Here is a 23523-nt window from a genome sequence, read left to right on the forward strand (position 1 = left end):
TTGAACCATTGCTTTAAGCAATATAACCCATGATGCGTTCAATAACGGTCACGCTGTTACCTTCAGTCCGGCAGATAATGAGGATGGTATCATCTCCACAGATCGTTCCCATGACTTCATTCCACTCAATATTATCAAGCAAAGCTGCGATGGAGTTGGCTGTCCCCGGCAAACATTTCATCACAACCAGATTGTTCGTGTGATCAATGTGCAGGAAGTTGTCCACGAGTGCACGCTTCAACTTTTGAATCGGATTATATCGTTGATCTGTCGGCAAAGAGTACTTGTACCGTCCGTCATCCATCGGAATCTTGATTAACAGAAGTTCCTTTATATCCCGGGATACCGTCGCCTGAGTCACCTGAAAACCTGATTGGCGCAGTGCTTCAACCAGATCATCCTGGGTCTCTATTTCATTTTGACTAATGATTTCACGAATCTTGATGTGCCTTTGTCCTTTCATACATGCCTCCAGTTAAATGTATTGCAATAAAGCAGCAAGTGTAGTTCGCTGCAGACTATGCCCTGCAATGTTCATTCTTTTTATATTAGTCCAGATCATCCCCATCATACACATCTTCTTGATAGTCCATGAGCCGGATTAACTTAATATCGGAATCCTCGACGTCAACATATAGCAGCCCTTCACAGCCTGGATATAACAACAGATAATTGAGGAAGCGATCCCTTAGCGCAGGTCCGGTCATTTCAAGTGGCTGTCTGCGACGAGACGTTTTCACCAGATATCTGAGATCTTCACGTTCTGCAACATAGTCAATGAATAATCTGCTGTAATAAACGGATTCATTGGCCTCAAAAGCCAGAGGAACTTTCATTTTGCCACCGATGACTTCGTAACCCTGGGCTTCAAGCAAATCCAATGCCGGGGAATCCTGAATTTTGACGTTCAGTTGCATTCCAGACAAGCTTACCGGCATAGGTCGGTTCACCCAATTACGCAAGCCGAAGAACAGCCACAAGATCAAACAGACAGCAAGTACACCTATAACGATTGTGTCATATTGTCCATTCATTATCGCTCACCTCGAAGACATATTCGAGGTTCAATAACGATTTCCCTTTACACCAATCATCTTTCCAGCGAAAAGAAACCCATCTTATGATGAGTTTCCCGTAAAAGTATGAGCTGCTTCCTTCGCAACTTGCTCCGCAAGTGCATCAAGTGAAGCTGGATCGTTCTCTGGTTGTGTTGCATCTGGTGCTTCCAGACGCCAATGTGCGAGAAATTCTATATTACCTTCTCCACCGGTTATCGGGGAAAAAGTTAAACTCTGCAGATGCAAACCAAGTTGACTCGCAAAATGGAGCATCGTCTGCAATACATCCTTGTGTACCTTCGTATCACGTACCACACCGGACTTGCCTACTTTTTCACGCCCTGCCTCAAATTGAGGTTTAATCAATGCCACGATATCTGCAGGTTGTTTCAAAAGGGCCAGAAGTGGCGGCAATATGATTCGCAATGAAATGAACGATACATCAATGCTCGCAAAATTCGGCTCAGGTCCGGTCAGATCTTCGGGAGTCACATAGCGAAAATTGGTTCGTTCCATCACGGTAACCCGCTCATCATTACGCAAAGACCAGTCGAGCTGATTATAGCCCACATCAATAGCGTATACATGAGACGCACCATGCTGTAGTGCACAATCCGTAAAACCGCCGGTGGATGAACCGATGTCGAGCATGACAAGTCCATTCATATCAAGGCCGAAATGACGGATCGCTTTTTCGAGCTTCAATCCGCCTCTGCCGACATAGGGATGTACCGAGCCTTTAACTTTCAGCTCGGCTTCCCTTGGAATCTTCATGCCCGCCTTTTCGATCGGCTCATTATTGGCATACACCAGTCCAGCCATGATTGCAGCTTTTGCCTTCTCACGACTTTCATAATAGCCCTGCTCAACCAGCAGAACATCAATTCGTTCTTTCGGGAGTGACATGTCTTTCTCCTATCAAGTAAATTTACGAAGGAAAACGTGTTTTGGGCATGCCGTAAGATGATTGAACAGCCATGTTGCGCAGTTCAGCACATACATTCTCAACGGTAAGACCTACTTCCTCACGTTGTTCCTTGATACTGCCATGCTCGATGAAGCGATCCGGAATACCCATGAGTTGTACATGTACATCATGCAATCCCTGTTCTGCGTAGAACTCCAGAACCGCACTACCCATGCTACCCGCTTGGGAAGTTTCTTCAAGTACAATCAATTTGGTGCCTCGAACAGCCAAATCACGCAACATCTGCTCATCCAGAGGTTTGAGGAAGCGAGCGTTGATTACGCCTGCTGTAATCCCTTCCCTTTTCACCATCTCCGCTGCTTCTTCTGCAAGTTGCACCATCGATCCTGAAGCGATGACAGCATATCCTTCGGATGGACGCAGTTGCTCCCATGTTCCAATTGGTATCGGAACAAGCACATCATCCAGAGGTACTCCCACCACATTGTTTCGTGGATAACGGTATGCAATTGGACCTTCATTATAATCAAGCGCCGTTTTCATCATATGTCGCAATTCATTTTCGTCTTTTGGCATCATCAGAACGATATTTGGAATATGGCGCATGAATGCCACATCGTATACCCCTTGATGTGTTTCCCCATCTGGACCAACAAACCCGGCACGGTCAATGGCAAACATCACGTTGGCGTTATGACGGCAAATATCATGTACAATCTGATCATATGCACGTTGCATAAACGTAGAATACACGGCAAAGACCGGCTTCAAGCCTTCCATAGCCAGTGCAGCACACATGGTCGCCGCGTGCTGTTCTGCGATACCTACGTCAATCATGCGATCCGGAAATTCCTTACTAAAAGGAATGAGGCCTGATCCCGTAGGCATTGCCGGCGTTACAGCTACAATCCGCTTATCCTGCTTCGCCAGATCAATCAGCGTTTGACCGAACACTTCCGTGTACATCGGTTTCCCCACTGCCTTCAGCACTTGACCGGATTCAATTTTGTACGGAGAAATCCCGTGCCACTTGTGCGAATCGGCTTCTGCAGGCTGATAACCTTTACCTTTGGTTGTAAGTACATGGACGAGCACAGGTCCATCCACGTTATCTGCCTGTTTGAAGGTTTCAATCAATTTGGGAATATCATGCCCATCAATCGGTCCCAAATATGTGAAGCCCAGTTCTTCAAAAAGAACACCTGGTACCATCATATATTTGACACTGTCTTTGATCCAGCTGGCCGATTTGGCCAAACGGTCCCCAATAGCAGGGATTTTTTTGAGCATGCCCTCGACATCATCTTTTGCTTTCAGATAATGGCGATCCGAACGAATCTTGCTCAAATATTTATGCATGGCCCCAACGTTTGGAGCAATGGACATTTCATTATCATTTAGAATAACCATCAGTTTTCTCTGCTCATGACCAATGTGATTGAGGGCCTCAAAAGCCATACCACCTGTAAGCGCTCCATCACCAATCATCGCGATGACTTGATTGTCCTCACCTTTCAGATCACGTGCAAGGGCCATCCCCATCGCAGCGGACAATGATGTACTGCTGTGTCCAGCTTCCCATACATCATGTTCACTTTCGTTGCGTTTGACAAACCCGCACAGACCGTTATGTTGACGCAATGTATCAAAGCGATCCATACGCCCTGTCAGGACTTTATGCACATAAGCCTGATGCCCTACATCGAAAATCATTTTGTCTGCTGGACTGTTATAGCAGTAATGCAGGGCTACCGTGAGCTCAACCACTCCTAAGTTGGGTGCGAGATGCCCCCCTGTAACGGACAGTTTCTCAATCAGAAACTGCCGGATCTCTGCCGACAATAGCGCAAGATCATCCTGAGACATCGACTTTAGATAACTGGGTTGTTTAATTTGTGGAAGCAGCACGAGAATCTCCCCGCTTTCCTAGATTGTTTGATTGTTGTTGTAAATCCATATATACATTATGAATCAAATGACATTAAATCATTATAACATAAAAGAACAAGAATCATAATTTACTGCACTATACTCCCGATATCGAGCATTTTCACCAGCAAGTTATATAGAATCCTTCTCATATGTATTCCCGCATCCACTCGGGACAGACTTTTTCCATCCACTCAGAAAAAGGACATTACATTCATTACACGATTACACAGGTTTTGAAACAGCGAACCATCAGAATCTAATGGTCTCGACTCATCAGATAATCCGCAATTTCCAGCAATCTGGATGCATCAGGTAACTCGGCTCTTTCAAGTGCATCTTTTGCAGATTGAGTAAGGGATTTCACCTCAACTACAGAAGCCTCCATGCCAATAAAATAAGGATATGTTACCTTCTGCTGATTCACATCGCTCTGTGTTTTCTTACCCATCTTTTGCTCGTCGCCCGTCAGGTCGAGAATATCATCTTGAATCTGAAACGCCAGCCCCAGATCACGGCCGAACACACGCAGTGCTTCCAACTGTCCTTCTGTTGCTCCACCGATTCGTGCTCCAGCAATGAGGGAGAAAACAATCAGATCACCCGTTTTGTGCAAATGAATATATTGGAGCTGTGAAAGATCGGTCATTCCTTGCTCGCCTTCCATATCCGCAACTTGGCCGCCGACCATTCCTCTTGCTCCAGCAAGTTCGGACATGTCCTCTACGATGGACAGCAACGCATCTGCCGTCACACCACTGCGGCGACCCGCTTGAACAATGCTATAAAAAGCATGAGTTAGCAACGCATCTCCCGCCAATATGGCGGTTGCTTCACCATATACCTTGTGATTCGTTAATTTTCCCCTGCGGTAATCATCATTATCCATAGCAGGCAGGTCGTCGTGGATCAGTGAATACGTATGAACCATCTCCACGGCGCAGGCTACCGGCATTGCAGCTGTACGCTGTGCACCGAAGGCTTCCGCCGCAGCAACGACCAGAAGAGGACGAAGGCGTTTGCCTCCGGCCATAAGTGAGTACTGCATCGCATCCGTCAGCGATTGGGGTACATCCCAGTGATCGGGAAGAGTGTGTTTCAACTCTTCTGTCACCTCAGCTGTGACCTCCTCAAGGTATGCTTGAAACGAAGGACGATTACTCATGGACTTCACCGCTCTCATCGTCAGCAGTTCCGAAAGGCTTCTTGCGAAGCTCTCCATCTTCTTCTACGATCATCTCGATCTTGCGTTCCACTTGTTCCAGCTTCAGACCGCAAAGTTGCGAAAGTTTCATCCCGCGCTGAAACAGATCGATGGCCTGTTCCAACGGAACATCACCATGCTCAAGCTGACCTACGATGTCTTCCAATGCCGCCATTGCCTCTTCAAAATTCAATTCCGGTTCATTCGCCATGGGTATTGTCGTCCTCCTTCATTCCCCAAACCTGACAGTCCAGCTGTCCGTCTGTTAATTTAATCTTGATTGAATCTCCAGGCTGTACATCCTTCGTCGACTTGATCAATTGCTGTTCCTGCTCGTCATAGACAAGGCTGTATCCACGTGACATGACTTTAAGCGGGCTAAGCGCATCCAGATGCCGCACAGATGATTTCCACTGTTGCTGCTTCGATCTGGTTATGGACCTGATCGCAAGTTCCAGTTGTCTGCGTGCTGCCGTAGTTTCACGGCGTGCTGCATTGACCTGCTCACGAGGATTGAATCGTTGCAGTGCCGCCCGCAGACGCTCCTGCTTCTCTCCTGTCCATTTCATACGCGTATCCACTGTTCTCAAAAGCCGTTGATGCATCATATCCAGTCGTTCCGTATGCTGCATCAACGTACGTCTTGGATGAACCAGCACTGGCGAACGCTGTAATCTCGCGAGCCGTTCACGATTATGTACAGCACGTTGACGTAAGCTGTGCTGTAACTGGCGCTGACGTTGTCCGATCTGATCGAGCAACTCAGCTCGATTAGGTACAGCCAGTTCCGCAGCAGCTGTAGGCGTAGCCGCACGCAAATCGGCCGCAAAATCGGCAATGGTGAAGTCCGTTTCGTGCCCAACCGCAGAAATAACAGGAATATCTGAAGCGACTATTGCTCTTGCCACAATCTCCTCATTGAAGGCCCATAATTCCTCCAATGAACCTCCTCCGCGTCCAACAATCAATACGTCAGCTTCTCCCATCCGGTTCAGGTTGCCAATCGCTTTGACGATGGAAGGTGCTGCACCTTTGCCTTGAACCAGAACAGGATACAAAACAACTTTGGCAGAAGGGTACCTGCGTTGGAGTGTGATCATAATGTCCCGCACCGCCGCTCCCGTCGGTGAAGTTACAACCCCGATGGTCTGTGGATAACGTGGGATTTGTCTTTTTCGAGAATGTGAAAACAACCCTTCATCCTCCAGCTTTTTCTTCAGCTGTTCGTAAGCCAGATACAGACTCCCAATGCCATCCGGTTGCATATGGGTAGCGTAGAATTGATACTGCCCATCCCGTTCATACACCGAGACATTACCACGAGCAATAACCCTTGCACCCTCCTTCGGTACAAAGGGTAATCGCTGGTTATGGGACGCGAACATAATCGACTTAATCCGGCTGTCCTTGTCCTTCAATGTAAAATACATATGGCCGCTGGAGTGATGTGTGAAGTTTGAAATCTCCCCGCGCAGCCAGACGTCCGACAGGACCTGATCCGATTCCAGTTTCATTCGAATATATCGGTTCAGATCTTTGATGGAGTAGATCTTTTGATCTGCCACAGACAGAACCCTAGGCCAATCCGTGAGCGCGCTTGGCAGCGATCAATGTATTTTGCATCAGCATTGTGATTGTCATCGGACCAACACCACCAGGAACGGGTGTAATTGGACCAGAAACTTCTTTCACGCTCTCGAAATCAACGTCTCCTGCCAGTTTGCCATTCTCCAAACGGTTCATGCCGACATCGATAACAACAGCACCCGGTTTCACAAAATCAGCATCCACAAAATTAGCACGACCGATGGCTACAACTAGAATGTCCGCCTGGCGTGTAATTTCTTTCATGTTGGCGGTGCGGGAATGACACATGGTTACCGTCGCATTCTCACGTTGCAGCAACAGGGATACCGGTTTGCCGACAATATTGCTTCTTCCGATGACTACCGCATGTTTGCCGGACATTTCCAGTCCAGTACGTTTAATCAGTTCGATTACACCAGCCGGGGTACATGGGAGCAGACTATCGTCTCCAATGACAAGATTACCTACATTCACTGGGTGGAATCCGTCTACATCTTTATCCACGGCAATCGCATCAATGACCGCCTTCTCCTCGATATGCTTCGGTAGTGGAAGTTGAACCAAAATTCCGTTAATGGATTCTTGATTGTTCAGCTTGTCCACCAGCGCGAGCAGATCTTCTTGGGACGTGTTTGCATCTAAGCGATGCACTTCGGAGTAGAATCCGAGGTCATGACATGCTTTTTCTTTATTACGCACATAGACTTGGGATGCCGGATCTTCGCCGACGAGCACAACAGCCAGACCAGGTACTACCCCCTGTTCGCTAAGCTGTTTTACTTCTGTTGTCATGCTTGCGCGGATCTCTTGGGATACTTCTTTACCGTTAATAATAGATGCTGTCATTGTACTCTCTCTCCCTTATGTGAATATAAATTTAGAGGTTGTTCAAAAAAACCGCTTTTGATTACGAAGGGTACTGAAAACCGGTCCTTTTGAACACGCACTAGAGTTAATCATAACTTAAGATAATTTTGCTTTAATGGCGTCAACTTCCTGAATCATGCGTCCAAGTACGCCATTGACGAACTTGCCTGATTCATCTGTGCCAAAATATTTGGACAGCTCAATCGCTTCATTGACGGATACCTTTGCCGGAATGTCATCACGGAACACCATTTCATACGTAGACAGTCGTAGAATCTGGCGATCCACACGTGACAGACGACTGATTTGCCAACCTTTCAAATAATCCACCAGCAGCCCGTCAATCGCTTCTTTATTGTTCCAGGCTCCTTGTACAATCTCAGTAACATAGGTACGCATTACATCTGCATCGCGGATAACCACTTCGGTTTCATTATCTTCAGCGGCTTCATTGATCAGCATGTTCACAGCTTCTGCTGCGCCTACCTCATTCATTTCCATCTGATACAGACTTTGTACTGCAATTTCCCTTGCCAAACGTCTTTTCATGTCCTGCCTCCTGCAGCGCTCCTTCTGGAGCGTCATCATGCTTATTTTATAATCATGCAACCAGCACATCATATCCTGTGTCGGATAGATCAATGGCTTCCATGGTATTGTTATTGTTATCCCTTTTCACAAAAAAACCTGCAATACGTTTCCTCCAAAAAACGGGCAACCTAAACTACAGTTCTATTTTCGGAAGAAACATATTGCAGGGTTCAGGTAGGTCACTTAAACGGACGCCAGCGATCGCCGAGCCATTGTCCCCACTCCCTCCAGGGAATGGACGAACCCAGCTTCGAATCGCTTCGTCTGCCTAACGTATAACCGATGAACACCAAGAGTGCAAAGAACAACATATCCCAAAAACCGATCCATACATAAAGAAATCCAAAAAAGATGCCGCCGATAATCCCGATAATTCGGCCTCTGTGACTATCCCAAATCTCTTTCCACAGCATCAGTGAAACTCACCTCATTCCACTCGACTCTTGTAGTTAGGCGACTGGGTTACATTAGCGATATACACCGTGACAAAAGATACCGGGATGCCAGTAATCTCTTGCACATGATCATGTATCGCTTTTTGCAGATCAGAAGTCAGCGCAGGAATAGGTGTCTCACCATCCACTACCGCACGGATCATAATCTCCAGTCCTGACTCAACCACACGTATGCGTGCCTTGACATCACGTACTCCCCGGAAACGGGAAGTCGCCTTCAAACAGAGATTCTCAATCGTCTCCATCGAAATCTGTACATCACCAAACTCAGTACGTTGATCTACAGACGGCAATGATGCACGCTCACGCCGAACCGAGATGTAGAAAAATCGCAAACTCAGGATAAACAAAATCGCTGCTGCAATAACCGACGCAACAATAACGTTTTGTTCCTGCTGGTAATTCAATTCGTAAGGCAGCACACCGCTAATCAGAAGAATGACGGCTGCCGATATTGCTCCAACGCTTATGCTGTATATAAACAACAGAAGCCGATCCAGTATTTTAGCCACGAACTGCACAGCCTCCCTTGCTCACTAACATTGCTTAACCTGTTCACTAGCAAAAATCAGATCCTCATTTAGCTTTCGCTATAATGAAGACCTGTCCAAGACGGGATAACCCCCGGCAGATGATGCCGGGGGAATCTGTCTTCTTTTATTTTACGCGCTGACTGTTCAGGTCGATCTCTTCCACTTTCTCAGTGCTCTTGAACTGAACGTCATGAATGTGCACATTTACTTCATTCACATTCAATCCTGTCATGTTCTCAATGGAACGTTTTACGTTTTGTTGAATCTCGGTAGCCACTTGTGGCAGACGATATCCGTATTCGATAATTACGGAAACATCAACTGCTGCTTCACGTTGACCTACTTCAACCTTAACGCCTTTGGAAAGGTTTTTGCGACCAAGCAATTCAGCAAATCCGCCTGCGAATCCGCCACTCATTCCTGCAACACCTTTCACTTCAAGGGTTGCCAATCCAGCAATTACTTCAATAACTTCAGGTGCGATCTGGATTTCACCGATATCCGTTCGTTCAAATTCAGTCGGTAGTGTACTCATAACTGTTCAACACACCTTTCACGAGATAAGTTTGCGGCCATCCGTCAGGGCGCTGGACTCAGGTCAATCGACCTTCAGAACCCTTCCGGTCCGGCTTTACCGGAACTCCTGCAAACATCCGCGAGGTGCGGGCTTATCCTTTGCAGGAGACATGCGCTCTTATTATTCATACTATATCATTTGGGCTACATTATGACAAACAAGCCCAATATACCTTTTAAATCTCGTTTTCCTCAAGGAATTTGATATCAAAGTCCCCACGAATGAACGTTGGGTGCTCCAGCAATTTTTGATGGAAAGGGATTGTTGTGGATATGCCTTCAATGGCAAATTCCCCAAGCGCACGCTTCATCTTGGCAATCGCCTCTTCACGATTCGCTCCCCACACAATCAACTTTGCGATCATGGAATCGTAGAAAGGTGAAATGGTATAACCGGGATAAGCAGCACTATCTACACGCACGCCCGGTCCTCCAGGTGCAAGGTAGAATCCGATTTTGCCTGGTGATGGCATGAAGTTACGATCCGGATCTTCCGCATTGATACGACATTCTATCGACCAGCCATTGATAACCACGTCTTCCTGACGGAATGAAAGTGGGTTGCCTTCAGCTACCGAGATCATCTCACGAATCAGATCCACGCCAGTAACCATCTCGGTTACCGGATGCTCTACCTGAATACGCGTATTCATCTCCATGAAATAGAACTCGCCATTCGGGCTAAGCAGGAACTCCAATGTACCCGCTCCCGAGTAATCCACGGCAAGGGCTGCCCGTACCGCAGCTTCCCCCATCAGTGTACGCACATCTTCAGAGAGAATCGGACACGGAGCTTCTTCTACCAATTTCTGGCGACGACGCTGAACCGAGCAATCACGCTCTCCCAGATGAGCTGCATTTCCGTGTTTATCAGCAATGATCTGAATTTCCACATGTTTCATGCCTGTCAGGAATTTCTCCAGATATACACCTGCATTGCCAAATGCCTTTTGTGCTTCCTGCTGAGCAGCTGTAATCTGCTTAATCAGCGTTTCTTCATCTTCGGCAATACGAATTCCCTTACCTCCGCCACCAGCAGTAGCTTTAATAATGATAGGATATCCGATATCTCTAGCAATCATGATGGCTTCATCCATATTTTCAACGAGGCCGTCTGATCCAGGAATAACAGGTACTCCTGCATCTTTCATCGTTTGTTTGGCAACAGCCTTGTCTCCCATTTTGGTAATGGCTTCAGGTGAAGGCCCGATGAATGTAATGTTGCAGGAACCACAGATTTCTGCAAAATCAGCATTCTCCGCCAAAAAACCATATCCAGGGTGGATTGCATCACATTCCGTCAGCGTGGCTACACTCATCAGGTTGGTGAAGTTCAGGTAACTGTCCTTGGACAGTGTCGGTCCGATACAGTAAGCCTCATCTGCAAGACGAACATGCAGAGAATCCTTATCCGCTTCCGAATAGACAGCTACCGTTGAGATGCCGATTTCGCGGCAGGCACGAATAATACGTACCGCAATCTCTCCACGGTTGGCAATCAGTATTTTTTGAAATTTCATTTCGTTTTGTCCTCCTTCGAAGCTCATGCGGTTAGCTGTTAACCAGCTATAACGGTTATTCCGGTTTCACCAGGAAAAGGGGCTGCCCATACTCGACCAGCTGTCCGTTCTCAACCAGCACTTCAACGATTTCTCCCTTGATGTCAGCATCAAGCTCGTTCATCAGCTTCATAGCTTCGATGATACATACCGTTGTTTTCTCAACAACTTTATCACCTACGCTCACAAAAGGACCCACTTCCGGCGAGGAAGCTCTGTAAAAAGTACCTACCATCGGAGATACAATTTTATGTAAATGACTTGTAGTATCGACCTGCGGTGCAGCTTCACTTACCACTGCTGCCGGCTGTACTTGCGGAGCAGCAATCATTTGCGGTTGTACAGCAGCTGCTTGAACATACTCCGTTTTGCCCGGTTTACGGATCGATAACCGTGATCCTTCATTTTCAATTTCCAACTCTTGAACGGAACTTTCATCTACCAGTTTGATCAGTTCTTTGATCTCACTCAATTTAAACATTTCCATTATTCACTCCTTCGGCATCATGCCAGTCTCACTAGGACGGTCATATGGCTTTATGTATTATATCATAATCGTTAAAAATGGAAAGAGCCCGAGAGTACAACCAGCTCCCGGGACTGCATTTCCATGATTTGAATTACTGTTCTGTAACGTATTGCACGCTGATTTTATTCTGGGAAACCGCCAATTCTTTCATCACCAGATCCACAATGGATACCGCCTGTTTTACATCCAGTTTGTCACTGAGGACCACAACTTTATACTTGTCGGCATCTTCTTGAACGATCGCATTAGCGAACTGTTGAGAGAGCGTCTCCTCAATGCCAGTGATTTTAGCTTCTTTTTCTTCCAGTGTACGGAGTTGCTCCGTTGCTTTGGCATTCTCCTCTGGCGTTTTGCTAAGATCACCTGCCACAGTCATCAGTTCCTCATACTTGCGATTGTTGCTTTCCTCACGTTGCCACTGGTAGTTCTGGAACTGGCTGCTCGCAGATGCTGTCGTATTCTGCTCTTCCATTTCCTTGAGGACTTCCTCATCCGTCTTCGTTGCAGTGCCTTCTGTCTGACCTTCCGTCTCTGGTGTGGTTGCTGCCCCTTTGTCGGTTTCTTTGTCAGCTTCTTTGCCTGCTTCACCTTTATTCTCGCCTGGTTCGACAGCAGGTGTTTTCTCTGTATTTCCAGTTTCTTTACCTTCTGTAGCCACCGGATCTTCAGCCGTGCCAGCCGCACTTGGATCACTTTCAACTTCGCCGCTATTCACCACTTCATTCACAACCAAACCTTCTGTAGGATCAAGAATACCTGCTGTCTCCTTCGCTTCCCCTTGCTTGATTCCATCGACTTGCTGACTATCAGCCACCGGCGCATTGACTGGACCAGAATCCTCAGTGAACAGATAATACGCGGACAAAATGACCATCAGACTCAGCATGGAAACGAGCCATACCGTTTGACGTTTGTTATTCATTAGAACTTCCTCCTCAAATTGGCTTCAATCTATGAGAATTGAATCTTGTGATTCATCACAACAGATTAGTCTTGTTTGCGCGGTACAACCGAGATCCGGTAGGCTGCCACATTCAGTCCTTTTTCCACAGCATCGGTTATCAGGTCCTTCACAACCTTGTTCTCTGCACCTCTCGCAACCACAAGCACACCACGGATCTGCGGTTTGAGCTTTTTGGTCACTATCGGTGTCTGATCCCCTGATATTTCGTACGTAATAATCTCGCCATCGCGGGTATATTGCGTCATATGTCGCTTGCCCCCGTTAGCATCGGTTTCTTCGGTAAGTTGCTGAGAATCCTTCACATTCCGCTGAACGACCAGTTCCTCTGTGGAATCCACGGTAACCATTACATCGACCGTTCCCACACCAACAATGTTTTCCAGAACAGACTTGATCTTGTCCTCAAATGCCATTTCGATTGCCTGAAAAGGGTTCTGATCCATCGGATCACTCTGTATGGATGCCATGGATGTTGCCGGATCCGGTGGTTCCCGACCGATATTTTCGGAATCAATTTTTTTGACATTGACGAAGGAATTGAACAGCATAATTCCCACCCCGATCAAACCGAGGATAATCAGCCAACGGAAGGTTTGGCTCCGCCGTGCCCCACCTTCTCCGCCACCCATCCAGGTTTCCATCTTTTTGAACCATTGTTTCATCGGACACCCTCCTTCTCAGAGCACTTCAGCACGTTTCGGTTCTTTTACTTGAACTTTGTTCGCATCAACATCCCACTTTTCAGTCAACAATGTAATAATTTGCACCGCATGTTCGGACCTTGTGGATGTCTCACCTTGCTGCTTACTCTCATCCGTCTGATCACGTATAACAGGCTCGGAAGACGCTTCATTTCCATCAAGCTGCCCTTTACTCACATCAATCTGTACATCGGGCACTTCAATCTGTCCAATCTGGATGGGCTGCTGTGTTGGCTGCGATTCATCCTTCCCTGATTCTGTGTCTGTTCCGAATATGGGCTGTGTATTTGCAGCAACTTCTTGCTGGCTTGATTTCACTTCTCCTCCTGCATCCTCTCCTGCCATCTCGACCACCACACGCTGGATCACTGGCAGTTCGACTGACGAAGCGGCTTCCATTTCCGTCTCATATTTATTCATTGCCAGTTGTACCTCTACAGACCGAACCTTCGCTGCTGTTGTTTCTTCAATCTGACCTTTCATGACATTAGCCAGTTCTTTCGCTGTCCATTGCAGCGATTGTTCCTGTTCGCCCGCTTGTAGTTGCTTACCCTGAGCCAAAATCTGTTCGAGCGTTGCATTGCCATGCGAGGGAGTATCCATTGCCGTCATTGCGCGTTTCAGCTCGCCAACCGGATCACTTTTGAGCAGCTTGGTTATGGGAGATAAAAGAGTCAGCAGAATGAGAAGGCTCAGCACAAGCTTCACATAACGTTCCATGGATCGATTGGGCAACAACATATCCACGAAAGTGGCCAGCAGAACGATCATGATCAATTCCTGGAGCCAGTTGCTCAGCCACCCCATCCTTTTCCAACCCCTTTCTTCCCAACATACATTCAACGCATCATGACAGTCAGATTCCCCGCAGTCAGCAGGATGGTGATCGCCAAGAAAAACATCAGCCCGACGGCTGCCAGCGCAGCAAATACGTATATCATGCTCTTGCCAATGGCTTGCAGACATCCTACGATCGGGGTGTCTCCGAGCGGTTGCATAATGGCACCAGTTACGTTGTATATCAAGGCAAGAGCCAGGATCTTGAGTGCCGGAAAGGCACATAGAAACAAAATGATGATCACTCCGGTGAGTCCAATTGCATTTTTGACAAGTAAAGAAGCTGTAATTACCGTATCCGTCGCATCCGCAAATGTTCTGCCCACGACAGGGACAAAGTTGCCTGCGATGTATTTGGCGGCCTTCAGGCTAACTCCATCCGCTACCGATCCCGATGCTCCCTGAACCGAGATTACACCCAAAAACATCGTCAGCAGGATACCCAGCAGTGCCACACTAATATTGCGCAGGAGGTCTGCCAGCTGTGTCAGCTTGTACTTGTCAGACAATGAACTGACGAGATGCAGAACAGCTGAGAAGAAGAGTAACGGGAATACCAGCAAGTGAATCAACGTACTCACCAGATGGATCATGAAAATGATGAGTGGATGTGTCACCGAGACGGTGATGACGTTACCCATGGACGCGAGCAGTGTGAATAACAAGGGAACCATCGCCATCATGAAGTTGATCATGCCAGTTATGGCATCCTTGGCGTATCCAATCGCCACACTGAAGCTGTTAATCGCAATGATGATGATGACCATGTAACAGATGGAGTAGGCGATTTTGCTAATATTATTTTTCTCAAATGCGGTCTGAAGGGTCTCCAGGATCATGCTGAGTACGCTTAACATCACAATCGTGACCAGAAGCTTGCCATTATATAAAATTTCATGCAGCATGAAGGTTCCTATGGCTACAAACACCGATTTCAGGCTGAATCCTTCATTGCCGGGGATTAACATATCCATGAAGGAAGGGGTCTTCCCATCCGGGAAGAAACCACCGTATTGTTGCATCAGTTGATCCCAATATTTCTCCACCTGATCCTTGGGAAGCTTATCGGCCTGCTGCTCCATCCACTCGCCGGAAGGTGAGCTTGCAGTAACCTGTCCCAGGATACCGAACAGAAAACAGAGCATCAGCACAACCGTAAGGCGCCACTGCGGCTTAAGATGTATTGATCTCATATGAAGTCCGCACGCCCTTTCTACACCGGCATCAGCTTCATGACGGTTTCGATAATAATGCTGATGATCGGTATAGCAAGTACAAGGATCAGTACCTTACCAGCCAGTTCGATTTTGGACGCAATGCTTTCCTGGCCTGCATCCCTGACAATCTGTGCGCCAAATTCAGCGATGTACGCTATGCCAATAATTTTCAGCACCGTTTTCAGATAAATACTTTCCATGCCTGAATTCTCGGCAAGCCGCTTCAACACTTCGATGACTGCACCGATCTTGCCAATCAACAACATGAAGATGACGATGCCAGTCGCGGCAGCAATCAGAAAGGCAAACATCGGCTTCTGTTCCTTAATGACTAGAATGAGCACTGTTGCGATGAGCGCCAAACCTACAACTTGGATAATTTCCACAGGTCACCACCATCCGGCTTCATGACCGTTTTTCATTGAAAAAGAAATATCGATTTGATCTCTTGTAGCAGGCTGTCCAGCATTCGAACCACCATGAACAATACAACGACAAATCCGATTACGGTCACCCAGTGAGCCATATCTTCCTTTCCCATTTGTTTCAGTACCGTGTGAATCATGGCAATGATGATTCCGATACCCGCAATTTGAAAGATTGCGTTCACTTCTAGATTCATGACCTTGGCACCTCACTATCCCGGCTATTTCAGAAGATCAGAATGACGATTAACGCTCCGACAAGCATCCCGAGGCTTCGGCTCATTCGTTCATATTTCATTTGATCGGCCTGGGCACGGGATTCCTCATGCATTAGTTGTTGAATGGCTAACGATATATGTTTGGTCTGATCCTGACGGTCACTTGTGCCAAGGCTGAAGCTTAATTGCAGCATGACTTCCCGCTCGTCAGCCTTCATGGCCGATCTCCCCCACGCCAGATCCACACCTGACTGCAGACTTTCCCGGGCAGTGAGTCCATGAGGAAGTTCCATCTGTGTGGCTGCATGAAGGAATAGCGTCTTTACAGGTTCTTTGGTCTGTGCTCCCATCTTGCCCATGGCATCGGGAAGGGGAGTCAGCCCATAATTAATCTCCGTCATTAGTCGCTGGAGGGCTGCAATGAGTTCTCGCAACTGTCTCGGTCTTAATGCATATTGTCTGGCCTTGTAAAAACCGGCGAGGGTGCTAGCTAGCAGAATAATTACTGCACCAAACATGTTAACCAAAGGCTTCACCTCCTGCCCCGGTCTGCTGCAACACACGCATTTTGCCATCAGCCAGCCGAAAGGTCATGCCTCGGCTCGTCCGTTGCAGCTGGACATAACGTTGAAACATCTGCTCCGCGATTAAGGTTCTGAGCGCGGGCCTGGCCGACAGCTCCGACAGGTCACGGCCATGAGCAGTCGCAATCACAGAGACTCCTGCATGCAGGGCTTCCATCACCGCCTCAGCATCTTCCGGACGACCGATCTCGTCCACAATCAGGACATCGGGTGACATGGAGCGAAGCATCATCATCATGCCCTCAGCCTTCGGACAACCGTCCATCACATCTGTTCGTGGGCCTACGTCGAATCCAGGTACTCCTTTGTAGCTACCGGCGATTTCGGACCTTTCATCCACAATGCCCACTTTCAGACGCGGACGTATTCCCTGAAGCAGTTCACTGCCCCCCGTAAGCTTCGTCGTACCACTGCTAATCTGTCTCGCCAGATCTCGCAGCAACGTCGTTTTTCCCTGTTGAGGCGGTGAAAGGATCAATGTATGGAAGACCTGTCCGCTCTTCATATCGAGAAGATAAGGAAGGATACGATCAGCCACTCCATGTACCTCACGCGCTACCCGAACGTTAAATCCGTTGATGTCGCGCAGGTATTCTACACGTCCACCGCTTAGTACGGTTCGGCCAGCAAGTCCAATTCGATGTCCCCCGGGTATGGTGATGAACCCTTTACGCAGTTCCTCTTCCAATGTATAAAGTGAATGGTTACTGATCAGATCCAGCAACCTATGCGTCACTTCTTTCTGAGGAACATATGCTTCTTCAGGGTTCCCTGTCGGGCTACCTTGAGGTGTCAGGAAGTGGTATGTGTTGCCTGCATTTATCTCCAGGGGTCTGCCTTCACGAATACGTACTTCCTCCACTTGTTCCAACAGAGCGGGTGGCATTCTTCCGAGAATGGTGCGGATCGGTTCCGGAAAAAGTTCCTTCCAGTTCACCTTCATGAGTAGGCTCCTCCAACCTTGAGATCATATGGTTCACGCTTCTGGCGCTTGTTCATATCTCAAGTTTATGCCTGTACATTTAATTTATGACGCTGAAATCTATCATTTCTTCAGAATACGGTTGAGAGTAGAAACCATAGATCAACCTCCTGCTCTAGGCACCCGTCTAGATGTGCATGCATATGGTAATTGCAGATAGGTAAGTTCCATTCCGCTTCAAATAGAACTACCGATCCCCAGATACAGAAAGGAGTTGTGGGGAGTGCGAGTTGATGTCGTAGGCAATGTGAATGAGTTACGCACCATTGATGTTGCAGGGCGTAGTGCGGTTGTCATTGATGTATTATGTACGACCAGTACAATTGTTACAGCCCTGGCATATGACGCTGCGGCTGTGATTGCCGTAGAGACGGTTCCACAAGCCAAGCAAATGGAAATGAAAGATTGCATTCGGGGTGGGGAGCGTTTTGACAAAAAAATCACCGGATTCGAGGTGGGTAATTCCCCCTATGAATATATGACTGAAGACATTGCAGATAAAACGATCATATTGACTACAACCGATGGAACCCGGGCTTTGATCAAAGCTTCCAAGGCAAAACATGTAATCGCTGGATCATTTCTCAATGTGCAGGCTGTCGCAGCAGTTCTATGCGAACTGCAAAGAGATGTATTGCTGTTATGTGCAGGGACACAGGATGAATTTGCACTGGAGGATGGCTTGTGTGCCGGATGCATTATCGAAGAGCTGCACCGACAATCCTATTCTCCCATTCAATTGAACGATCTCGGTATTGTACTTCATCAGGCGGTATCTCAATGTTGGGACAGCATCCCGGATATGATGAGAATATCGTCTGGTGGGCGAAGGCTTGAAAAGTTAGGCAGGGTTCATGATATTTCGTATTGCTCTCAATTAAATCTGCTGGATTGTGTTCCCGAGATGGGAGAAGGGAACCGTATGGCGCCTTATCGGGGGATACGCGGGGAGAAGATATTCAAGTTGCTATGAGAATTGCTATGAGAAAAACAAAAAGGTGCACTGCTGCCCGTTGGCAACAGTACACCTTTGCTATGTTTACATGTGAAGAAACAACTTATCTGCGATCTTGAGGTCCGCCAATAACGGCTTGCTCAGCAGTGTCAAGATCATATGCTGTATGCAATGCCTTAATAACCTCATGCAACTTATCTCCGTCAATGACACAAGATACTTTGATCTCGGAAGTACTCACCATTTTGATGCTCACGCCCTCAGCGGAAATGACTTTGAACATCTTGGCAGCTACACCTGGGTGACTAACCATGCCTGCGCCAACAATGGAGATTTTAACGAGGTTCTCTTCAGATGTGACTTCACGGTAAGGCAAGCGGCTGTGAAGGCCTTCAATGACACGCAATGCGTTCTCACGATCAGACAGAGCAACAGAGAACGAGAAGTCCGCTTTGCCATCCATCACTCCGCTCTGAACGATAATGTCCACATCCAGCTGACTGGATGCAAGTGCACCAAATACTTCAGCCAGAACTCCTGGTACATCCGGCACACCCAAAATACTGATGCGAGCCACGTTTTTGTCATAGGCAATACCACTAACCACTACGCCTTGTTCCATTGCTGCTTCCTCCTTCACAACCGTTCCTTCATTATGGTTAAAGCTGGATCTTACAATTAAAGGTACACCGGAATGCTTCGCGTACTCTACTGCACGCGGATGCAGCACCGCTGCTCCCAAATTAGCGAGTTCCAGCATTTCATCATACGATATTTCCTTCAGCTTGCGCGCAACCTTAACGATCCGCGGGTCTGTAGAATAGATTCCATCTACATCTGTATAGATCTCGCACGCATCAGCCTTAATGGCTGCGGCCAGTGCTACAGCTGTTGTATCCGAACCACCACGACCCAGTGTTGTGATCTCGCCGTCTTCCGTCATGCCCTGGAAGCCTGCAACAATAACAATGTTGCCTTCAGCAAGCGCTGCATTCACACGGTCGGGATGAATATCATGAATACGTGCTTTTCCGTGAACCGGCTCTGTGCGGAATCCCGCTTGCCAGCCCGTAAACGATACTGCCTTACGTCCAAGCGCTTGAATAGCCATCGATAACAAGGAGATCGAAATCTGTTCTCCTGTCGTTAAGAGCATATCCATCTCACGAGCAGGCAGATCACTATTCAGTTGTTTTGCCTGATCAATCAAATCATCTGTTGTATCCCCCATGGCCGAAACCACGACTACACACCGATGTCCTTCATCAGCTTTTTCTACAACACGTCCGGCTACACGCTTCATGCGTTCTGTATCTCCGACCGAGCTGCCCCCAAATTTCATGACGTACAATGACAACGCAAATCCACTCCCTACCTTGTGCAGTATGCATAATTAATGTCCATCGTCATTATTCTCTACGAGAAATGACTTTAACCCAGTATATTACGAAAGCGACTGATAGGCTAATCTTTTTTCGAAAAAACCCTTTGCCAAAGGAATGGCAAAGGGTTGTAAATAACCTTTTTTAGCTTACATGCTGTGAAATTTACGCTCGGGAAGAGTATTTACCTTCACGTGTATCGATCAGGAGAACGTCACCTTCGTTAATGAACAAAGGAACTTGTACGTTCAAACCTGTTTCCACTTTTGCATTTTTGGTAGCGCCTTGTGCAGTGTTACCTTTAACGCTTGGCTCAGTCTCGATAACTTTCAACTCAACGCTTGTTGGCAAGTCGATTCCGAGGATTTCACCTTGGTAGCTAACGATCTTAACGACCATGTTTTCTTTCAGGAAGTTCAATTCCCATTCCAGTTGATCACTAGTCAATGTGAACTGATCATATGTTTCGTTATCCATGAACGTGTGCTCTGTACCGCTTGCATACAGGTAGGATACGCCACGGTTTTCGATGATCGCACGACCAATCGTTTCGCCTGCACGGAATGTTTTTTCAACGGTGTTACCGTTACGCAGGTTTTTCAATTTGGAACGTACGAAGGCAGCGCCTTTACCTGGTTTAACGTGTTGGAAATCAAGCACGGTATAGATATCGTTATCTACTTGCACGGTCAAGCCTGTTTTAAAATCGTTTACTGAAATCACAAAAAATCCCTCCTGATATGGTTGAAAAGTAGGTGATATAAGACGATGGGTTAATGTAAAGATGGGTTCATTCTGAATTGATGACCATGTGCAACGTGACCGTTACGGGTTCGGATCGTTCCTCCGATCGCTGTTGTCTCCTCATTTTCCCGACTTGATTTTAATAAGGTTTAAAATGAGGAGACAAAGGCGAGCGCTTCGCTTCTTCAGAATCGATTCCGCTCCCTTCACTACTTTTGCAATGGTCCATAACAATCAGCAATAACCCGTACCTTTATATTAAAAATCGTCTTATATCCCTGTGGCTGTAATTTAGCCGATTACGGTGAACTTCTTGTCCGACTTCGTGAGAATATGAATACCCGTCTCGGTAATCACTACGTCATCCTCGATACGTACGCCGCCAAGTCCGTCAATATATATACCCGGTTCAACGGTAACAACCATCCCCGGTTTCAATACATCGTCGCTAAGCTTGGACAAGCGAGGAGCTTCGTGAACTTCCATGCCCAGACCGTGGCCTGTACTGTGTCCGAATTGATCTCCATATCCGTGACCTGCAATGATATCACGAGCCAGTGCATCTGCTTCCCGTCCGGTCATACCCGGTTTCAGGTTCTCCAGCGTATGTAACTGAGCTTCCAGTACAATGTCATAAATTTTGCGCAGTTCAGGTACAGGTGTGCCTGTTGCAATGGTACGTGTCAGATCTGAACAGTATCCGTCCAAAAGTGCACCGAAGTCAAATGTAATTAACTCATTTTGCCCGATGACCTTGCTGCTCGCTACACCGTGAGGCATAGCAGAACGTTCACCAGATGCTACAATCGTGTCGAACGAAGAGGACGTTGCTCCATGTTTGCGCATGAAAAACTCCATCTCCAGATCCACTTCACGCTCCGTCATACCTGGTTTTGCAAACTGCAAAACATGGCTGAACGTGGCATCCGCCAGATCTGCTGCTCTCTGCATGACTGCAATCTCGTCTTCATCCTTGAATATGCGAAGTTGTTCCACGATTCCGGATACAGCTTTCAGTTCAATAGACTGAAGTGCTTCAGCATAAGCGGCATGTGTGCCGAATGTTACACTATCCTGCTCGAAGCCAACTTCTTTGATATTCGCGGATGCCAGCAATTCGCGCACCGTATCCATCGGTTTAGCTCCATGCTCCACAACGGTGAATCCTTTGGCTTGCTGAGGCGCTTGTGACATGTAACGGAAATCAGTCAGCAAGAATGCATCCTGTCCCGTAATCAGCACATATCCTGCCGAGCCTGTAAAGCCCGTCATATAACGACGGTTAATCGGGTTTGTAATCAGCATTGCTGCAAGTTCACGCTCACGCATGGCTTCACGCAACTTATTTACTCGTTTGTTTTCCATCGGTAACCCTTCTTTCTCTCACATTCCCGGGTTCCCGGCTCAGGTTTGTTTGTCCAGATGACGCACAAGAGCCAGCAATCCCAGTTCATAGCTTACTTCGCCAAATCCGGCAATCTGCCCGATTGTTTCCGCTGCAATCACTGAATGATGTCTGAACGCTTCGCGTGCATGAATGTTGGATAGATGTACTTCCACTGTAGGGACTTTAACAGCATTGATTGCATCACGTATAGCATAGCTATAATGGGTAAATGCTCCGGCATTCAGTATAATTCCGTCTGACTCACCCATCGCTGCATGAATGCGGTCAATGATGTCCCCTTCATGGTTCGATTGATAAAAAGCGATGGAGACGCCAAGTTCATCAGCCTGTCTGCGAATTTTGTCCTCAATATCCTTCAGACTAAGCGTTCCATAGATGCCCGGTTCACGTACACCAAGCATGTTCAGGTTCGGACCATTGATCACAATAATTCGTTTCATCGCTGCTCCACCCTCTCTGCAAATAACCATCTGCTATTTTAACACAGGCATTGCCGGATTGAGAAGCTTTTTTGCGCTATGCCCCCGCTTGCTCTGGCTCGCGTTTGCGTTCGTCTGTGTACTCCATGGCTACCGTGTAACCAATGAACAGCCCCCATAGCAAAAAGAAACAGAGTTCCGTGATGATCGAATCCCACGTTAAACCGTTCAAAGGCTTCATCATCCCCAGTTTTGGTCCTACCAGTATAAAGAGAATCAGCCACCAGACGATTCCATACACCATGCCGGGTAACGGACCTTTCAGTTTTCTAATCGTGAACGTGTAGAGCAAGGATGCCAAGATGGAAAAGACGATAAAAAACAGCCAGCCTGTCAAATGTCCTGCTGCGGTATATATATATTCATGTTTGAAAAAAGGCTCCGCCAGAAATCCCACCGGCACAATCGTAAAATGTAGCAGATAGAATAGCCAATGTAGCCCACCCCAGATAAAACCGGCAAAGAAGCCAAGCTCTAACGCAAAGGAAAATGGCTTGGTGTAGTAGTGTGCTTGACCTTGCCTCTGGGTAGGGCGCCTGCCTTTGTCTTTTTGCTGCCGTTCTTTCGGACGTTGACCTTCATCTTGTGATGTATCTTCATGCTTGCGTTCTGTCATCGATATTCTCCTTCATTCAGTTGATAATCCCGCATTATGCCTCGAATTTCCGCTCCGATTCTACGAGGTAGTATGTTCAAAACAGGACAATCTTAACAACATCCTTCAAGGTTTGACTCACAAACTAGAAATTGGTCTTAAAATTCGATACAATAGGGTTATTAAACTGCCTTTGATCGCGAAGGCTTAGAACAG

General features: G+C 47.2%; 28 protein-coding genes. 1 reads left to right on the forward strand and 27 read right to left on the reverse strand.

Annotated elements, in window-relative coordinates; all coding sequences use genetic code 11:
• Positions 1-13 precede the first annotated feature (13 nt).
• The 22 genes from ahrC to spoIIIAA form a co-directional block, all read right to left on the reverse strand.
• Positions 14-463 carry a transcriptional regulator AhrC/ArgR gene (gene ahrC, locus OM416_RS05420; protein ID WP_264927708.1) on the reverse strand — a complete coding sequence of 150 codons (450 nt, stop codon included), beginning with the start codon at positions 461-463 and terminating at the stop codon, positions 14-16.
• Positions 464-548: 85 nt separating this feature from the next.
• A complete protein-coding gene (locus OM416_RS05425) occupies positions 549-1034 on the reverse strand; it encodes a hypothetical protein (protein ID WP_264927710.1) in 486 nt (161 codons plus the stop codon).
• A gap of 84 nt (positions 1035-1118) precedes the next feature.
• Complete coding sequence (locus OM416_RS05430) at positions 1119-1964, reverse strand: TlyA family RNA methyltransferase (protein ID WP_264927712.1); 846 nt, start codon at positions 1962-1964, stop codon at positions 1119-1121.
• Positions 1965-1986: 22 nt separating this feature from the next.
• Complete coding sequence (dxs, locus tag OM416_RS05435) at positions 1987-3894, reverse strand: 1-deoxy-D-xylulose-5-phosphate synthase (RefSeq protein ID WP_264927714.1); 1908 nt, start codon at positions 3892-3894, stop codon at positions 1987-1989.
• A gap of 280 nt (positions 3895-4174) precedes the next feature.
• Positions 4175-5080, reverse strand: a complete 906-nt coding sequence (locus tag OM416_RS05440) for a polyprenyl synthetase family protein (RefSeq protein ID WP_169482009.1) — start codon at positions 5078-5080, stop codon at positions 4175-4177.
• A complete protein-coding gene (gene xseB / locus OM416_RS05445; protein WP_017687599.1) occupies positions 5073-5330 on the reverse strand; it encodes an exodeoxyribonuclease VII small subunit in 258 nt (85 codons plus the stop codon). The genes OM416_RS05440 and xseB overlap by 8 nt, the downstream gene beginning before the upstream one ends.
• The gene (xseA, locus tag OM416_RS05450; RefSeq protein ID WP_264927719.1) at positions 5320-6684 is read right to left on the reverse strand and encodes an exodeoxyribonuclease VII large subunit; all 1365 of its coding nucleotides are present in this window, start codon (positions 6682-6684) and stop codon (positions 5320-5322) included. Before xseA ends, xseB begins: the two co-directional genes overlap by 11 nt.
• 10 nt (positions 6685-6694) lie before the next feature.
• Complete coding sequence (gene folD / locus OM416_RS05455) at positions 6695-7552, reverse strand: bifunctional methylenetetrahydrofolate dehydrogenase/methenyltetrahydrofolate cyclohydrolase FolD (protein WP_264927721.1); 858 nt, start codon at positions 7550-7552, stop codon at positions 6695-6697.
• Positions 7553-7669: 117 nt separating this feature from the next.
• Positions 7670-8122, reverse strand: a complete 453-nt coding sequence (nusB, locus tag OM416_RS05460; RefSeq protein ID WP_076333255.1) for a transcription antitermination factor NusB — start codon at positions 8120-8122, stop codon at positions 7670-7672.
• 221 nt (positions 8123-8343) lie between these two features.
• Positions 8344-8577 (reverse strand): DUF2273 domain-containing protein, encoded by a 234-nt coding sequence (locus OM416_RS05465; RefSeq protein ID WP_264927724.1) that lies wholly within the window; start codon positions 8575-8577, stop codon positions 8344-8346.
• A 14-nt stretch (positions 8578-8591) separates the two neighbouring features.
• Entirely contained in the window at positions 8592-9131 is a 540-nt protein-coding gene (amaP, locus tag OM416_RS05470) for an alkaline shock response membrane anchor protein AmaP (RefSeq protein WP_017687594.1), read from the reverse strand.
• Between the two features lie 145 nt (positions 9132-9276).
• A complete protein-coding gene (locus tag OM416_RS05475; RefSeq protein ID WP_017687593.1) occupies positions 9277-9687 on the reverse strand; it encodes an Asp23/Gls24 family envelope stress response protein in 411 nt (136 codons plus the stop codon).
• Between the two features lie 217 nt (positions 9688-9904).
• A complete protein-coding gene (accC, locus tag OM416_RS05480) occupies positions 9905-11248 on the reverse strand; it encodes an acetyl-CoA carboxylase biotin carboxylase subunit (protein ID WP_091018133.1) in 1344 nt (447 codons plus the stop codon).
• Positions 11249-11303: 55 nt separating this feature from the next.
• On the reverse strand, positions 11304-11768 hold the full coding sequence (gene accB, locus OM416_RS05485) for an acetyl-CoA carboxylase biotin carboxyl carrier protein (protein WP_264928823.1): 465 nt from the start codon (positions 11766-11768) through the stop codon (positions 11304-11306).
• A gap of 139 nt (positions 11769-11907) precedes the next feature.
• Complete coding sequence (locus OM416_RS05490) at positions 11908-12738, reverse strand: SpoIIIAH-like family protein (RefSeq protein WP_264927729.1); 831 nt, start codon at positions 12736-12738, stop codon at positions 11908-11910.
• Between the two features lie 65 nt (positions 12739-12803).
• Positions 12804-13442: a stage III sporulation protein AG gene (gene spoIIIAG, locus OM416_RS05495; RefSeq protein WP_264927731.1), complete on the reverse strand. Its 639-nt coding sequence runs from the start codon at positions 13440-13442 to the stop codon at positions 12804-12806.
• A 15-nt stretch (positions 13443-13457) separates the two neighbouring features.
• The gene (gene spoIIIAF / locus OM416_RS05500; protein WP_264927733.1) at positions 13458-14288 is read right to left on the reverse strand and encodes a stage III sporulation protein AF; all 831 of its coding nucleotides are present in this window, start codon (positions 14286-14288) and stop codon (positions 13458-13460) included.
• 32 nt (positions 14289-14320) lie between these two features.
• Entirely contained in the window at positions 14321-15463 is a 1143-nt protein-coding gene (spoIIIAE, locus tag OM416_RS05505) for a stage III sporulation protein AE (RefSeq protein WP_413775765.1), read from the reverse strand.
• Positions 15464-15531: 68 nt separating this feature from the next.
• Positions 15532-15921: a stage III sporulation protein AD gene (gene spoIIIAD, locus OM416_RS05510; protein ID WP_017687586.1), complete on the reverse strand. Its 390-nt coding sequence runs from the start codon at positions 15919-15921 to the stop codon at positions 15532-15534.
• Between the two features lie 32 nt (positions 15922-15953).
• A complete protein-coding gene (gene spoIIIAC, locus OM416_RS05515; protein ID WP_017687585.1) occupies positions 15954-16157 on the reverse strand; it encodes a stage III sporulation protein AC in 204 nt (67 codons plus the stop codon).
• A gap of 29 nt (positions 16158-16186) precedes the next feature.
• On the reverse strand, positions 16187-16705 hold the full coding sequence (gene spoIIIAB / locus OM416_RS05520) for a stage III sporulation protein SpoIIIAB (RefSeq protein ID WP_264927745.1): 519 nt from the start codon (positions 16703-16705) through the stop codon (positions 16187-16189).
• Positions 16698-17705 (reverse strand): stage III sporulation protein AA, encoded by a 1008-nt coding sequence (gene spoIIIAA / locus OM416_RS05525; protein ID WP_264927747.1) that lies wholly within the window; start codon positions 17703-17705, stop codon positions 16698-16700. The genes spoIIIAB and spoIIIAA overlap by 8 nt, the downstream gene beginning before the upstream one ends.
• A gap of 262 nt (positions 17706-17967) precedes the next feature.
• Between spoIIIAA and OM416_RS05530 the strand changes: the two genes are divergently transcribed.
• Entirely contained in the window at positions 17968-18717 is a 750-nt protein-coding gene (locus tag OM416_RS05530) for a 2-phosphosulfolactate phosphatase (RefSeq protein WP_264927749.1), read from the forward strand.
• An 85-nt stretch (positions 18718-18802) separates the two neighbouring features.
• On the opposite strand, the gene OM416_RS05535 is transcribed toward OM416_RS05530, so the two are convergent.
• The 5 genes from OM416_RS05535 to OM416_RS05555 form a co-directional block, all read right to left on the reverse strand.
• A complete protein-coding gene (locus OM416_RS05535; protein WP_264927751.1) occupies positions 18803-20056 on the reverse strand; it encodes an aspartate kinase in 1254 nt (417 codons plus the stop codon).
• 190 nt (positions 20057-20246) lie between these two features.
• Positions 20247-20804 carry an elongation factor P gene (gene efp, locus OM416_RS05540; protein WP_017687580.1) on the reverse strand — a complete coding sequence of 186 codons (558 nt, stop codon included), beginning with the start codon at positions 20802-20804 and terminating at the stop codon, positions 20247-20249.
• 312 nt (positions 20805-21116) lie between these two features.
• Entirely contained in the window at positions 21117-22190 is a 1074-nt protein-coding gene (locus OM416_RS05545) for a M24 family metallopeptidase (RefSeq protein ID WP_264927753.1), read from the reverse strand.
• A gap of 39 nt (positions 22191-22229) precedes the next feature.
• Positions 22230-22673 carry a type II 3-dehydroquinate dehydratase gene (gene aroQ / locus OM416_RS05550; protein WP_264927754.1) on the reverse strand — a complete coding sequence of 148 codons (444 nt, stop codon included), beginning with the start codon at positions 22671-22673 and terminating at the stop codon, positions 22230-22232.
• A 76-nt stretch (positions 22674-22749) separates the two neighbouring features.
• Positions 22750-23328 carry a YqhR family membrane protein gene (locus OM416_RS05555; protein WP_169481995.1) on the reverse strand — a complete coding sequence of 193 codons (579 nt, stop codon included), beginning with the start codon at positions 23326-23328 and terminating at the stop codon, positions 22750-22752.
• Positions 23329-23523: the final 195 nt, after the last annotated feature.

Source organism: Paenibacillus sp. LS1, from assembly GCF_026013365.1.
GTDB lineage: Bacteria > Bacillota > Bacilli > Paenibacillales > Paenibacillaceae > Paenibacillus.